The sequence below is a fragment of the Parachlamydiales bacterium genome (assembly GCA_041671045.1).
Lineage (GTDB): Bacteria > Chlamydiota > Chlamydiia > Chlamydiales > JABDDJ01 > JABDDJ01.
In genome coordinates this window covers 42577-58535 of record JBAZCF010000006.1, presented here as the reverse complement: position 1 = coordinate 58535, position 15959 = coordinate 42577, and the positions used below count along the sequence as shown (strand labels likewise).

Annotated in this window: 10 protein-coding genes; 5 read left to right on the top strand and 5 right to left on the bottom strand. The window is 41.1% G+C overall.

From position 1 onward, the window contains the following. Nucleotides 1-24 precede the first annotated feature (24 nt). Complete coding sequence (locus tag WC222_07880) at nucleotides 25-2991, top strand: hypothetical protein (protein ID MFA6916302.1); 2967 nt, start codon at nucleotides 25-27, stop codon at nucleotides 2989-2991. On the opposite strand, the gene WC222_07875 is transcribed toward WC222_07880, so the two are convergent. After that, nucleotides 2929-5049, bottom strand: a complete 2121-nt coding sequence (locus tag WC222_07875; GenBank protein MFA6916301.1) for a site-2 protease family protein — start codon at nucleotides 5047-5049, stop codon at nucleotides 2929-2931. The genes WC222_07880 and WC222_07875 overlap by 63 nt on opposite strands. A gap of 88 nt (nucleotides 5050-5137) precedes the next feature. On the opposite strand from WC222_07875, the gene WC222_07870 reads away from it, so the two are divergent. From WC222_07870 to WC222_07860, 3 genes are read left to right on the top strand one after another with little or no spacing between them, the layout of a single operon-like run. Then, a complete protein-coding gene (locus tag WC222_07870) occupies nucleotides 5138-7006 on the top strand; it encodes a TolC family protein (GenBank protein MFA6916300.1) in 1869 nt (622 codons plus the stop codon). Nucleotides 7007-7025: 19 nt separating this feature from the next. Next, nucleotides 7026-7880 (top strand): efflux RND transporter periplasmic adaptor subunit, encoded by an 855-nt coding sequence (locus tag WC222_07865; protein ID MFA6916299.1) that lies wholly within the window; start codon nucleotides 7026-7028, stop codon nucleotides 7878-7880. Nucleotides 7881-7938: 58 nt separating this feature from the next. Next, the gene (locus WC222_07860) at nucleotides 7939-9219 is read left to right on the top strand and encodes an HlyD family efflux transporter periplasmic adaptor subunit (GenBank protein ID MFA6916298.1); all 1281 of its coding nucleotides are present in this window, start codon (nucleotides 7939-7941) and stop codon (nucleotides 9217-9219) included. Nucleotides 9220-9460: 241 nt separating this feature from the next. Here WC222_07860 and WC222_07855 read toward each other — a convergent pair whose 3' ends face one another. Beyond that, nucleotides 9461-9976 carry a CT_584 family protein gene (locus WC222_07855; protein MFA6916297.1) on the bottom strand — a complete coding sequence of 172 codons (516 nt, stop codon included), beginning with the start codon at nucleotides 9974-9976 and terminating at the stop codon, nucleotides 9461-9463. A 97-nt stretch (nucleotides 9977-10073) separates the two neighbouring features. On the opposite strand from WC222_07855, the gene WC222_07850 reads away from it, so the two are divergent. Continuing rightward, the gene (locus tag WC222_07850) at nucleotides 10074-11591 is read left to right on the top strand and encodes an oligosaccharide flippase family protein (GenBank protein MFA6916296.1); all 1518 of its coding nucleotides are present in this window, start codon (nucleotides 10074-10076) and stop codon (nucleotides 11589-11591) included. On the opposite strand, the gene WC222_07845 is transcribed toward WC222_07850, so the two are convergent. From WC222_07845 to WC222_07835, 3 genes are read right to left on the bottom strand one after another with little or no spacing between them, the layout of a single operon-like run. Then, nucleotides 11575-12795: a polysaccharide biosynthesis/export family protein gene (locus WC222_07845; GenBank protein ID MFA6916295.1), complete on the bottom strand. Its 1221-nt coding sequence runs from the start codon at nucleotides 12793-12795 to the stop codon at nucleotides 11575-11577. The two genes, WC222_07850 and WC222_07845, sit on opposite strands and share 17 nt — an antisense overlap. Beyond that, complete coding sequence (locus tag WC222_07840; GenBank protein MFA6916294.1) at nucleotides 12795-13910, bottom strand: polysaccharide biosynthesis/export family protein; 1116 nt, start codon at nucleotides 13908-13910, stop codon at nucleotides 12795-12797. The genes WC222_07845 and WC222_07840 overlap by 1 nt, the downstream gene beginning before the upstream one ends. Then, complete coding sequence (locus WC222_07835) at nucleotides 13894-15936, bottom strand: hypothetical protein (GenBank protein MFA6916293.1); 2043 nt, start codon at nucleotides 15934-15936, stop codon at nucleotides 13894-13896. Before WC222_07835 ends, WC222_07840 begins: the two co-directional genes overlap by 17 nt. Between the last annotated feature and the right edge of the window lie 23 nt (nucleotides 15937-15959).

The following is a 15959-nucleotide window of genomic DNA, read 5'->3' as shown; positions in this document are numbered from 1 at the left end:
AGTTCCTTAGAATTAGGAATAATTATGTCGAAAGTTGATCTTGTTAATAATAAAAGTTCTGAGTTAATTTCTCTGTTTTTTCCAGTCTCTAACAGTCGCTTTCAACTATTTTTTAACCTTCCTTCAGTCTTATATAAGTTTGCAAAGAGAATTTACCTTTCAGTAAAAACTAACCAATTTCTCTTTACAGAACAAAACATCTCCTCCGCCATTCTCCAACGTTGGAATATAAGAATAGAAAAAACAGCTCCTTTAAGTAAGGAAAAACTTACACGTTTTCTTGCAAAAACCCACACTTTATCTAACACTATTTCTATTGAAGGGGCTTTGAAAACTCAACTTGAAGGATTGCAAAGCACCCTTAACTTGTATTTAAGCGATTTTTATAAGGAAATTTCCAAGAACCAAAATTTAGGCCTGGAGTCTCTATTATTATTAGCACATGAAAATTCAGATTATCTGCCCGAACTCATATTTCAAGTATGTAAGATAGGATCCGACACACAGCTAAAGACTCTTTTATCGAGCGAATTTTTTAATGCTGTAGATTTGGATTTCAGAGTGGGAGTATTCGAAGCACTTTTTAGACAGTTTGATTACATCTCAATTGAAAAAACGAGGATACTAGCAGACCATCTTGCTTCTAAACTTGAATATGTAGATCTTATTCTTCCTGAAGATGCTTCTTTAACTATCCTTAGCTTTTTTTTTCACCACTTGAAAAATCAAGGGGATAAAAGATACATAAGGGTACTTAATGCACCTCTTCTTGAGGAACGTAATCTAACGAATGCTAATCAGTACCGCCATGTGATCGCATATCTATTGCAGAGTGAAGAGAAAGAGGATAAAACCCTTTTAGAGAATATTAAAAGAGGTTACAGAAATGAAATTGCGACGGAAGACGGTTGGGGTAGTTCTGAAACTCCTCTTAAAACCATTTTAACTTATTTTGAGATCTTCAATTTTCAGTACTCTGATTTCAGAAAACTCCTCCATTATGCTGATATTATATACTTGTCATTAATAAAATATACCCATGTTTCAGGGCTGTATACAGCTAGAGATCACTTTATCCGTGGACTCAAAGAGAATGTAGATTTCACATCGGAATCAGTTCGGAAGAAATTTATTTCAAAGCTAACCCTCTTCAACTTTGGCCCTGAAATACTCTCAATGCTATCCGAAGGTTTGGAAGAAGTACACTCCCTAAGCACAATGGCTTTTGATGCAGGCAAAGAAGTAAGGACTCTTATAGATATAGTCAGAAATAAATCTGCAAATAGGGATGAAGAGGGTGTTAAATCAGGGAATACTGTTGCAGATGAATTTGATGATGCGGATACAGTCAAGTTAGATAATGCTGATGCGGTTAACTTAGGGGATGCTAAAATTGCTGCATATTCCTTCTGCTCACTCGCTAATGCTTGCGAACTTAACTCTACATTATTTGAAGGTAAAAATTTCTGGAGCTTTCTTAAAGAAAATAGTAATCAAACCTTCTTAGCATTGTTCAAAAAAGAAATTGAGGTTTTTGTTGAAGATTTTGCGAAGAAGTTTGGTTGGAACGAAATAGCTATTGCCCATTCCGACTTATTCGAATCTCCTTTAATTACCGATGAATCTAAATATAAACTTTGGCTGTTCCATTTTAACGCGCTATTTTTAAATCTTGATGAACAACAAGACATTTTTAATTCTTTAGATTTCACCCAGGTATTGAAAGCTGAACAGTTTGATCTTCTCGACCAAATGCTGCCGCTTTGCAGCAATGAGAAGGCGGGCTATCTATTCACTTTAGAATGCATGAATGAAGAAAAGGCATTATACCTCCTTAAGAAATATCCGGAGTATAGTAAGAATATCATTGAGTATAATGTGAATAATTCTGCACGTCGCGTAACCCTCTTTTTTATTGCCATTAAAGAAGAGTGGTATGGGGTGCTTAAATATATCGTTGACCTCAATCCTGAAAGTCTTTTATTGAAGGGCGAAAAGGGCATTTCTTTGCTTCATTTCTCATCTCAGAATGCTCTTCCTGTCCTGGAGTACTTCAAACAAAACTATTCTGAACTATATGCTCAGTCAATGGCTGTGCCTGAAACAGTAGACGGTCTTAAATCAATCATTGAAAATACTAGGTCAGCGTTAGAGTTAGATCTTGCCTCGGTAACTAAACTGGAAAAGCTACGTTCTCAACAATGGTTGGAAGTATTGAAACTCAAAATCCATCTAATAAAAGCCGCTAGTTTAAAGATTGATCCTGAACCACTTGCCGATGGATACTTAACAAAGATTTATCACCTGATCAAATCTAACACATTTGATTTTGATATCCTGCATTCTATTATTGAGTATGAAACAAAAATTTTCTTCCAAGCTTGGTTGATTCTCTGTCCCGATTTCAAAACATATTTAAGGGGAGTTGTTGAAGAAATTGTTAACAAAATCTTAGAGGATGAAGCCGCAAATTGGGACAGCGCAGTGGGTGTGTGGAGAGTCCTATGCGAGGTTTCTCACTTGATTCCACATCAGCAATGGCTCCAATACTTACATACGCCGTATTCAGATGGTAAAACGCTGAAAGATATTCTAGCTCCCTTAGATAAAAAGGGTAAAATCGGACATAATATCCTCTCTCAACTAAGCCAGTTCTTCTTTGTAAAGGAGTGGTTAGTCTACTTTCTTTTTCCTATGAACATGGCTGCAAAAGTAGAAATCGAATCTGATGTCCAACTGCAAACAGATCTTTGTAAACTCTATTGGAAAATGCAGCTTCAACCTTCCAGAACTCTCAAAATTCATCATCAGTTAGAGCAGATTATTGAATATTGTATAGATAATGACTACAAAAACACTTTGGAAGGTCTCAAAAAGCATATTTCGGGACTGAATCTTCTTGTTGAAAAGATGTACCCTTCCGAAATTTTAGAATCCGCTCTCACGCACAACAATGCTGCGGACCTTCTTGATCCAGTCATAGAGGAGTGATGAAAAGGGTCCATGCCAGCGTATATAACCTATAGTTCCTATAGGTAGCTTCTGGGCGGGATTTAATTTGACCTCAACTGTGTAATACGTGTCGACAAGTTCCAATCGGGAATTTTTCTCCACTGTTGCAATCTCTCCATGATAGATAGAAGCTAATTGAGGGTATTTCAAATTATCTGTTCTAAAAGGCTCGATTTTAGTCACTTCGCCAGGATAATACCCTTCCGTGCTAGGTACCCAAAATGTTGCGCTATAGCCTACTTGTATTTTATTAAGCAGTATCTCCGGGATGAGGGTAACAATCTTTAGGTCTTTGATGTCAGCTATCTTACCAATGAGTGTCCCGCCTTCTAAATACTGTCCAGGGTACATATATCTGTTCCACTGATACAGCTCGCCGGAGCTTTTGGCCTTGATCTCAAGATTGTTCATCCTTTCTTTAGCGCCGATATACTTTTCCTTAGTTGTTGACAGCTCAGCCTGCTTACCGGGAACATAGGACTTCTTATCTTCAGTCGCTTCGAGAGTATCGATCTGTTTCTGTATCAGTTCCATCTGAGCTTCCAGCTCTTTGAGGTATAAATTAAGCGGTGTAGAATCTAAACTAACTAAAGTCTGATCTTTTTCCACCGGATCATTGATTTTCGCATTAACATTTTTCACTTTTGATGCTTCAGGGACATATACCCCTTCGAGCTCTGTAGGGACGACTACACCTGTAGCAGACTCTTGGTGGGGCAATGGAAGTACAATCCATGCAAGAATTAGTCCTATGATGCCCCAAATGATTTTTTGTCTTTTTCCTAAATGAAACATCTTCCACAATCTTGCGCTATCTTTGATTTCACTAAAAAGCGGCCATAAAATAAAAACCGCTACCTCTAAAATGAATAAGAAAATGCCTAAAGCCTTTGTAAACGCATAGTAAACAAAGACCGCAATAACAGCGTATAAAATAAATCGATAAATCCAGGTATAAATAGTATAAACTATTAATCCAAAAGCATGGCTTTCAGCTAATTCTTCTTCAGGATTGGGCATATCCACACCCAAAAACAAATAACGCAATTTCCAGCGGGTGTAACGGAAGGCCCGTTCCTGCAAATTGTCTATTCCCCACATGTCGCTTAATAAGAAATAGCCGTCAAATCTCATCGCAGGATTCAAGTTGATCATTAAGGTGGATGCCCACGAAGAAGTGGAGACTATAAAACACATACTTTGAAAAATGCCGGGCTCGGAAAAAGACCACCCTATCGTTGCTAAGCCGGCAATAATTGTCTCTGCAATAATGCCCGCAGCCGATATGAAAAACCTCTCACTCCTTTTCCGTAACTGCCATCCATCCGTCACATCCGTATATAATACAGGCCACATCACGATAAACGCCACTCCCATAGAGGGGACCCTGACGTTGAAGTAAGCTGCCGTATAGGCATGTGCTAATTCATGGATGATTTTAACAAGGATTATAGCCAACCCGTACGCTAAAGCCCCGGATACACTGAAAAAGTACAAAAGTGTCGCAAAATAGGTATCCCATTTGGAAAAAATTAAAGACAACCCGTAGATCGTGAGGATGGCATAAAGCACAAACATCGTCTTAGTTGCTAAGAAGGAAACATAAGGGAGTGTTCGCTTTAAAAAGCTGGAAGGATTTGTCAAATGCAAACGAAAATAGAGATAATGCATCAGTACCCACCAGAACCAATTTCCTTTTTTCCTAACTGCCTGCAAATAAAAATGTTCCGAAGAAAGCTTTACATCCAGAAGATGCCGAGCTCCCGCACTTTCAAAGAACATTTTAAGCTGTTCGATGGTCGGTTTTAAAGTAGTATTTGCTAACAAATATTCGTGGAGCAATTCCGGAGTCATGCCCGGCTTTAAAGCTTTCATTATGGTGAGTTCAGACCATGAAAGGCGGAAATATTGGCCCATGATAGGATCAAATAAGGAATAGCTTGGATAGCCATCCTTCTCGTCAGGTCCACGAAAGACCTGAAGATCCTGGCGAAAAGCAGGAAGAGGGGTTTCTGAACTAAAGAAAATACTTGTCATAATAATTTTTATACAATAAAAAATAAAATTTATGTATTTATTGCATTAAAATCAAAAAAGTTTAACTCCTTAGCTCTTGAGTAACAACATGAAACGTATTTTTTTCGCATTACTAGCAAGTACTCTTCTCTCAGGATGCTATCATAATCCATATATAGATGATGGATCACGAGAGTTTAATGCAGAGTTTGAGTATGAAGAATTAAATCTAAGAACTAATCTTCCATTACGACCTCTTTCACTTTGCGATATTATTGAAATTGCTCTAGAGCAAAACCTAGATGCAATGGTTAAGCTCTATGAATATGAAGTTCAAAGAGAAGTCGTTACGGGTGAAAGACTTAAGATGCTTCCTAGCTTAATAGCAAGCGTGGATAGCAGTGATAGAAATAACAATACCGGATCCTTCTCCCAATCATTATCCCCTGGAATACCCCCTGCTCCTCCAAGTATCTCCGCAACGCGAGCACGTACACTCTACAACTTCTATGCTGTATGGAACCTTCTTGACTTCGGTCTTGCCTACTATCGTTCAGCACAAGAAGCCGACAAAGGCCTGATCATTCGCATGGAATACGAAAGGCTAAAACAAAACTTAGTCCTGGATATTACAAAACAATACTGGAAAGCCATTGCTTCAAAACACGCGATCGAAAAAGGACGCCGTCTGCTGCGTTCTGCCAAGAGCAAAGCCGCTGTTTTTGTTAGACAAATCCAAGAACAACTTATTCCTGTCCAAAAAGGCCTTGTTGCTAAAACGCTATTGCTGAATATCGAAAGGGATATTCAAAAATATGCTAGGGACTATCATGAAGCTATAATGGCATTAAGCCAATTTATGGCTCTGCCTCCTTGCCTAACTTTTGAATTGGCTGAACCTTGCATTGAACCTCTTCCTTGCCTGAAAAATATCGATATCTGTGAATACGAGAAATGCGCTCTTAAAAATCGTCCCGAATTATATATCGGAGATCTGCAAGAACAAGTCATGGTGGAAGAAGCTAGAATTGCCGTTCTGCAAATGTTCCCCAGTGCAGAGCTTTTCGCCGGTAACTACAATGATACCAACTCATTCCTTATCTATAACCACTGGATTCAGGCCGGTTTACGTGCTACATGGAACCTCTTCCAAATTCCACGCCAGCTAGTGAATGAAAGGGGAGCAAGATGGCGCCAAGTTCTAGCCAGACACAACAGATTAGCTGTCTCTGTCGGCGTGATTACCCAAGTCCACTTATCCCACCTGACATATATGGATAACTTCAAATCCTTCAAAATTGTAAATGACTTGAAGGAAACATATGCTACAATCCTAAACGCTGCGGAAAAGGAACAAAAAGCCGGTAGATTGCATGCTGCGGATGTGATCAAATTCCAAGCAGATGCCCTATTCGCTGAAATTGACGCCCTTAAAGCCTATGGCGAAGCGCAAATATCTATCGAGCAGTTAAATAATGCTCTGGGTATTCCAGGGTATATTACAAACCAAGATGGATGCCCATGTGATTGCGAAGAAGAAGATGAAATGAAAGACGTAATGGAAGGTTATACTCAATCTGAACAGCAGGCATTGCCTCCTTTAATGCAGGATTTTCCTTCCCTGCGCGATATGATGAACTACAAATCGGATATCAATCTCCCCAAAGACACGCAAAATGACAACCCTTTGGATACAGATTTCCGTTTGCCGCAGCAAACATCATCTTCAGTTAATAAAAATGAGTCATGGCTGAAATCCTCCTCCGGAGAAGGCGCAGGATCACAGTATGATCCTTCTTATAAGTTACCTTCAACGAATACTTGGGATGTAGATTCTACTGAAAGGAGCATGCTAGAGCCAGGATATGTTCCTGAACAAAACTTTGATCGATCCGAACCAATCAGGACCCCAGAGGGAAGTGATTTGCAATATGATCCGGACTTCGATGAATTTATGAACCCATCGCACAACTATTGATAAACAAAGGGTAACTTTTATGCATAACATCTTACGGAATTTAGTCATTGGGATGTGGATCAGCGGAGCTGCTCTTAGCTACCCAGGAAGTCTGTGTTCACTTGATACAACTTTAACACCTGAAGTCGAGCCTCAAGAGCAGACAAAACTTTTTCGTGTTATTTTAGATCCTTACTATCGTACTCAGCTATCTGCAGAAGTAGAATTCCCGGTAAGTAAAATCAACTTCCGTATGGGCGATTCTTTCAATGAAGGAGATATTCTCATTCTGCAAGACCCTACAGTGCTGGAAGCAAACCGCCTGAAAGCAGAAGCTATCTTAGCACGTGCTAAAACAGAGTTTTCTGCTAAAGAGCAGTTGTACAGAGAAAAAATTGCCTCATTGTTTGAACTGAAAGAAGCAGAAGCTAACGTAGCAAGTGCTTACGCCGATGTTATTTTGGCAAACAAAAATCTCAGAGCAACAAGTATAAAAGCTCCTTATTCCGGCAAAGTTGTTGAACTTGCTGTTGAAGAACATGAGTTACCACAGCCTGGGAAAAAAATCGTAGAAATTATTGATGATTCTATTCTTCGCGCTCGTCTATTGCTGCCCTCAAGCTATTATACCAAAGTAAAAGTGGGTGATCCTATCTCTATTAAAATTAGAGAGACAGGCGAAACCGTCACAGGTAAAATCACACGTGTTGGATCCGTTATCGACCCCTCAAGTTCCACTTTCAAAGCTGAAGCAGAGATTGATAATAGCGACGACAAACTTCGCGTAGGTATGACAGGATTGACCCAGCTATCTCAAACACAGGCAGCACATTTACCGAAGCAAGATATCGGTTACATGAGAAAGAAGAGTGGTACAAACGAAGAGAGAAATTAAATCAGGGGTTTCAACCCATCTCCTGATTTCGAATCGTTTATTAATTAAGTCATTCAATGTGCCTACCCGTGAGGCACTGCGATTTCTAATTGTAAACGACACCAAAGTCGTACTCCCTTATGACCGTGCACTGTTATGGGAATGGGACAGCCGTCCCGTTCTCACCTGCGCTTCAGGACAAATAGGAGTTAACGAACGCTCTGCATTGTCCAAACAGATAGAAAAACTTGTCGCCGATATTAAAGAGCCTGACAAGCCTCAAGTTATCAATAAAGACAGCTTCAACACACAGTCCGATGCCTGGGAGAAGTTTGTTGGCGATACAAAAAAAACAATATTTTGGTTCCCCTTACAGGACGTAAAACCACGTGTAGGTGTTTGGTTAGAGTCATGGAATATCTCTACTGAAGAATATTACGAAAAAAATAACGATGCCCTAGAGATCGTTTCCTCTTGTCTTTTCCCGGGATATACGAGTGCCTGGGAGAAATTCGGCGTTGCATGGCGTCCTTGGAGACAGCGCATCAATAAGAAAAGCCTTCTCTGGCTGGGAAGTTTACTTTTGTTGACAGGTCTCGTGATCCAGATCCCTCTCCGTGTTGTTGCGCCTTGTGAGGTTGTTCCACGTAATCCTATTGTAGTAAAAGCTCCTCTGGATGGTGTCATCGATAGCATCGTGGTCAAACCAGGACAATTAGTGAAAGCGGATGAACTTCTTGCGCTTTACGACAAAGAAATTCCCGACCAAGAATATAAAGCTGCGCAGAAAGAAGTCGAGATTGCTCAAGAAGAATTGAACCGTTCCATGACCTTAGGGCTGCAAGATACTCTTTCCCAAACAGAAATATCAGTGCTTACCCTAAAGTTAGAGAAGGCGAAGATCCGCTTTCAACAAGCCGTTTATCAGAAAGGGAGGTTGGACATACAAGCTCCATTTGGCGGCGTAGTGATCTTACAAAGTCCGGAAGAATGGCGTGGAAAACCTGTTAAGGTAGGTGAAAAAATCCTAACCATCAGCGAGCCTAATGATACAATAGTACGTATTTGGATTCCTGAAAGCGATAACATTCCCCTTAACCTAGAAGAGCCCGTACGTGTATATTTGAATATCGAACCGGAAGTGACTCATCTGGCGAGAATCAACTATATCGCCAATGAAAGCCTGATAGCTGAAAGCCAAATCCCTAGTTTCATCGCAGAAGCAAAATGGGAAGACGAAAAGAACCAGGCCCGCTTAGGTCTAAAAGGAACGGCCGTTCTGTATGGCGAAAAAGTTTCTCTCCTTTATTTTATCATGCGTAAGCCCCTCAGTTCTTTCCGTAAGCTGACAGGTCTATAATTCAGCAGGTATTTTCTAGATACCTGCTATTCGCTTCTCTACTGCATTAGAAAAGTCTTTTCCCCGTAGCTGGTTTTTTGTATGATCAAACGTTGTTGCACATAGAGGAGAAGCAGAAGGGAGATAACTTTTTTGAAAAAGGGAAATACTGACAACAGGAACCCCAAATACTTAAAATGGAGCAGCATTCTATGTATTTGAGGTTAAAACGCAACGAGCGCTCTGAATTTTGAAGCTTTTACTACTTCGCTGCAATTATTGTGTCGGTCATACGGTGGAGATCAGCGATTTCATTTTTCACAACTTCTCTAAGCTTCTTATCTACATCCAATGACTGCACTTCCTGGAGTCTTCCAATAAAGTGTTTTATCATCTGGAATGTACTTTCAATGTCAGTGATAAACTCTATCTGCTCGCCGTCGATCCTGCGGATTAGATTGTTGAACATGACTCTATCGCCTTGTGCAAGTCTGTCTGAAGTGATCAATGTTAGGAATGATCCCCTTTCAAATACTTCGCGGGCAACTTTTAACTGCTCGTCATATTCTTTGTAAAGGCCTTTAAGCGATTCCTGCCCATTTTTAAAATTGCCTGTGAAAAGCGCCTCTAATACTTCATTTGCATGGTTAGGTTCACTTTGGAAGATCACAGCAACTGCATTTTGCACTTGCCTAAAAGTGGATTTATTCACTGGTAACGCAAAAATTCTTTTCAGCGCCACTCGTACGGATTCAATTTTTGTATTGTCAGCAGCCATTTCTACCTCTAAATAATTATCCTAAATTTTTATTTAACACAGGGATACATTACATGTAAACGAATTCTAAAGTTTCACAAGTCCTCCTAGGGAGAATATGCACAAGCAGTTTAGCCGCGATGTACTTATTACAATGTCTATGCTGATCATCATTTTTGGCACTAGACTGATCGTTCCTCCTCTAGTTCTTAGCTATGTCAAAATCGAGGAATACGGCTTCTGGTCCTATGCCTTCATTCTTATCAGTTATATAGGAATGTCAGTCTTTGGCATCGCCAATGTATATGTGAAATATAGTGCAGAATATTACGTCCACGAAAACACCCCCGCAATCAATAGGTTGATGTCTACGGGCATCCTCTCTATTGCAATAGCAGCTTTGGTACTCATCCCTTTAGTCTTCTTATTCCTCCCCAAAGCCCTAATCTGGCTAAATGTTCCTTTAGAACAATTGGATTTAGCTTTTTGGCTTATCTTCGGAACTGTATTGGTATTTTTCTTCGATTTAATCTTCGGTGCCTTCAGTGCCATCATGCAAGGCATACAGAAAATCGCCATGGAAAGGATGATCAGCACAAGCGCATTTGTCCTTGAAGTCCTACTGATTCTTTTTTTTCTAAACCAAGGATATGGTATCTACAGCTTGCTTATCGCCTACTCTATCCGCACTATTTACCTTGTAGCCGCTCAATTTACAGCATGTAAAATCTATCTTCCTGAACTGAAATTCCGTTTTAATGACTTCGATAAAGCGACATTACACCTATTTTATCGTTTTGGAGGAATTGTACAGCTTTCAGGCATGCTTGGTGTATTCAATCGCAGCCTAGAAAAGATTTTTGCAGGAACATTCTTTGGTCCAGCCACAACCGCCCTCTACGATATAGGGGAGAAGATCCCTTTGGCAGCTATCAATTTCCCCGGCGTCTTCAATATGGTTCTTCTTCCTTCTACAGCTTATATGCATGCTAAGAATGAGAAAGAAGGGATAGTGGAATTGTATCTGTTAGGGGGCAGGTATCTGCATATGCTAGCTGGGCTGATGTTGGCCTTTCTCTGGACTTGGGCCATTCCTCTGATCATGCTGTGGTTGGGAAATCTCGAGAAATACAGTCCGGCTGTTCAAATCCTGACCTTTTTTACAATCGCTTATCAGATGGATACACTAACAGGGCCTGCATCTGCTATCTATAGAAGTACCGGACAGCCCGGAAAAGAGCTCTATTACGCCGTCGGACAACTAATTATCTGCTGCGCAGGATTTTTTATTGCTAAACAATACTTTGGAATAAGCTTGGAAGCCATAAACTGGGGCGTTGCCGGTGGCATGATCATAGCCGCTACTGCATACATAATCTATAGCAATTCCATGATCGGTATTTCGCAACGTATTTATCTGCAAAAGGTCTTTTTGCCCGGAGTTGCCCCATATATTACAGCGGTTATTATCGCTTTGATGCTCCAGCAAGATCTGCCCAAAGATCGGGGAGAAGCTGCCAAACAGCTCCTTACAGCAGGTTTTTTATATGTTGCCGTTACCCTTCCTTTACTTTACCTTCTATTGGATAAGGATGAACGCAATCGCATTAACCCTTGGGCTAAAACTGCGGTGTAAAGGGCGTTACCGGGGTAATGATGTTCCCACCGGTGTTGATAATAGGGATCGGTTGAATCAAATCCGCATCATCAGCAGCGGGAGTAATGGCAATAAATGCTCGCGTACCTGCAACAGAAGCCACCGTTCCTACGAAGGTGCGGATTGCGCTTTTTACAATCTCTTTCATCGTATTAAAACGGAAGGGAGGAACATAGATAATATCTCCAGGTTCCAGAGTAAAATCACAGGCATACCCTTTCAAAATACGGTTGATATCGATCAAGTATTGAGTAGGGGAGCATAATGAGCCCCGTAATATTGCTACACGAGAACTTGCGCGAAAATTCAATCCGCCAGCCTCAGCTAACGCCTCTGCCAATGAAATGGTATGCAAATACTGGATGAACACGGGACGCCGCACCTCCCCCAAAACAAAGACTCTGTCTAAATAGGAGGGCGCAATATAAATATAGTCTCCATTTTCTAGATCCACGTCTTGAGAAGTATCACCCCTCTTTATTAAGCGCTCAAAGTCCACAGGGTAATAGTCATTATTCCTAGCTAAGAAGGAACGCTTTAAATCGGCCTGATCATATGTCTCAAAACGGTATTCCTGTGTCTTAAATCCTGCAGATTGTGCCACGGCAGTCAGAATTGTCGAATGGCCTTTGATACGGTATCTACCCGGTTGGCGGACCTCTCCTAGAATGGAGTAATAATATCCTGCATAATCTGTCAAAGTAATGGAGACGAGCGGCGTTTTATAATATTTCTTTAGCTTCCTCTGCAAAGCCAACCTTGCTTCCCCAATTGTCAACCCCTTAACTTGGAGTGCATTAACAAAGAGAAATGACATGCAACCCGTCGGGTCGATATTCACCGTCCGAGTCGAGTTAGGCTCCCCATAGATACTTACAACAAGTGTATCGCCTATCCTTAACCGATATTCTCCGGATGTTTCCCTATCTGCTGAATCACTCTCAGAATGGGCTTTCTGCTTCTCATCTTCTATAATAACGGGCGAAGCTGAGGGCGCTTCAGGAAAAAGGGGATTGGAAGCAGCAGCACCTTGTGAACCAATCTCAATTGTCTCAATGACTATGTCAGGAAGATCTATGTGGTTGATAGGTGCTGCAGGAGGCTCCCATAAAGTCTCTTCCTGCCCGCATAAAACTCCGGCAAACAATACGAAAAAAATGAAAAAATACCTAGTATGTGCCATTAATTGAACCATTCAATGCTGCTCCAATAACTACCCGCAGATGATGCAAAGGACTGGAGGAATGTTGAAATTGCTAGCCTGACTAACTCACGGCCAAAACGGACTGTTTTATCCTGTGCATAGATGATGTCCCCCGGCTGTACAAAAAGATCCCGTGCAAAACCCGCCATCACCTGATCCAAATCTACCTGCATGACGCAAGGACATTTTAACGACCCGCGGATAACTAAGAGCTTGGAGGGATCGGCAGAATAAGGCGTTCCGCTATTCCACCCCCCTGCAATAGCTAAAACACCCATCGCAGTCAATCCTTCCGTATACGAAACTCTCTGCGGTGTTAAGACATTTCCTAAGACATAGACGTACTGGTGCTCTGCTGCAGCGATATAAATGTAGTCGCCAGGAAGTATTGGCACATTGCTGGAATTATCCGCCGCATGGAGCAGTGTTTGAAAATCCAAAGCCATCTTCTTATTGTCGCGCACTAAGAAGGAATTCTTCAAATCGGCCAATTCATAGATGTCGGAACGTAATGAATCATGATAATATGTGGTAATAGGGCCGCCGGCATCGGCAATGGCATCGCGCAGTTTTTTAGGTTCCAAAAGTGGATAAACTCCCGGATAGTTGACGCGTCCGATGATGCTGAAGGTTCTGTTTATAGCGGTTTTAGGGACAATAGAAACTAAAGGATTCACGTAGAAATCATTGAGCTGCGCTGCAATAGCATGCGAAAGCTGTGTTACTGTATATCCTGCAGCAGGAATGGCATCGAGAAATAGATAATATAAGTTGCCGTCAGGGGCTATCGTCGCATCTTCAACATAAGTCTCATCATCGCCAAATATACCCACATCCAAGGCGTCGCCAACTCCAAAAACATATTCCTTAGGGATTTGTGGATTATGGTCTATAGGCAAAAACTCTACACATTCCGGAAAAGCAGCCGGAAACTCATCAAACTGGCAGCAGATATCATAGTCGATCACACACTCCGCTTCGTACGTCATCACCTGCGGACGTCTATTCGTGTGCACTAAATTCTCTAATGAGTTAGTCCTGCTGCAAGCGGATACAAGAAAAATGACGAGTAATAGATTAAGTATTCGAAGCATTCTTTCCGCGTGGTTGCAATTGCCGTAAGATAGTCTCGTCTTCTATATAAATGGGCATTGCCCGATTTAAAATAACACCCGTGGGCGTTATGCCGTTTTTTGATAAACTTTGCAAAGACTCTTCAATAAGTTGTTGAGGAGTATGACTGGAATCAATGACAAAAAGGACAATATTGCACTGCTTGGCCAGATTGATGGAATAATCTTCAGCAATAATTCCAGGTGTATCGACCACTATGAATTCATATTTCATTTCTAATTCTTTCCAAAGCTCAGCCATGCGAGGGGAGCGTATCAGCTCTTTCATCGCCGTTTCTTCGCGCACAATTTTTAAAAATGCCATACCAATATTATCCGTCACTTCATCTAAGCCTGCTTCACCCTTGAGGAATTTTTCTACGCCAGCTTTGGTATACTGCGGCAGTTCTTGCGGGCTTTTACTTTCCATGCAAAGAAACGCAGTCTTTTTACCTCTATCTGCAGCATATCGTGCTATATTATATGCAAGGACCGTCTTTCCCTCATCGTCCTGCGATCCTACAAGGGCAATTTTGGATGGAGCCACCTCTCCCTGAACATTCTCTAACCTTTCATCGATCCGTCTAATAAAGAACTTTAACCTCTCCGCACTCGTACCGGGAAGTAAGTTAGGCAGTTCCGGAATTACTTGCCAGCAGGGTAGGCCAAAGGTATTGGTAAGCTGTTTAGCGGTCCTGATTTTATCTTCCCGCACCTCTAACAATAAAGCAGCTGCTGCTCCGGCAAATAAACCGAATAGTGCTCCCACAAACGGCAAGAAATAAACCAGTATCGAATCACGTGAAGGTTTTGCGTCTAAAGCTTTTTGATAGAATTCTAAGCTGCCGCGAGGGATGTTAAGCATAAGCTTAGTGTCCTCAATCGCTTTTGTAAGAAATTTTTCCTGGTCGATAGTAAGTTCTTTAGCTTGCAATAGCTTAGTAAAAGACACCTGCAGAGCCGGTAAATCCACTAGAGCTTTTTGCAGGTCTATTAATCGCTCTGACATATCCTGCTTAGTCTTCTGCGCAGCCCTGACTCTTCCCTGCATACGTATGAGTTCAATCTCTAAATTATCCTTTCCAAAATCAGGACTACCCACATTTTCCTCGTCCTTCGACGGGGCATTTTTACGCGATTTTAACTGCTCAATTTCGGATTCCAAAGCTTTCAATTTCGGATTTTCAGTGGAATACTTTGTCTTAGCTTCTACTAGAGCTGATTCTAAAGCGTTGATACGAGCTATAAATGTATAGGAGGCCGTACGTGTAGATAACGGTAAATTTGCGGACTCTCTCTTAAGGTTCTGATACTCAACTAACAGTGTGTTGAAATTCGTTTCAGCATCCTGCAGATTTTTTTTAGCCTCGGAAATCTCTTTCAGCAATGTCACATTATTAGGAGTCATCTCAAAATATTGAAATTTTTTCTTAAACTCTTCTAACTCATTTAACTGAACGCTTAATCGGTTGCGGGTTGTCTCCAGCTCGCCCTGATAGTTTTGTAAATTTAATTGAAGCTGCTTTTCAGTATACTTCTGGCTATTCTTTACAGCCACATCTGCCAGAGTATTAGCTAAACTAATAGCCAAAGCAGGATTGGCATTATGTGCAATAATACGAATAAGGTTGGACTCGCTGCGTGGAGTAGGGATTTCATACAGCGACGCCAGCGCAGAGGTGGACATATTCAAACTGAGGATGGATTTGACTGCTTCGATATTAGTGGGTAGCTTAATGATGTCCAAAGCCGTTGGTAAACTGAAATCCACGACGGTTATTCCACTCGCAGCATCTTTAAGGTCTTTCTGCTCCTGGAAAACAACGACCGCCTCAGCTTTGTATGTAGTCAGAAAGCTAAAAGTTAGATAACTGCCCAATAAAAAGAAGAGGAGAGTGGAAAATGCAACCAGCCATTTACGGCGTAAAATACCTCTACCTAGTTTAGTATTATCGTAAGCTTCGTAATAATCTTCTGAATTTTCATTGCTAGGATTGATATTCAACATATTGCCACGAATAAATCACCGTA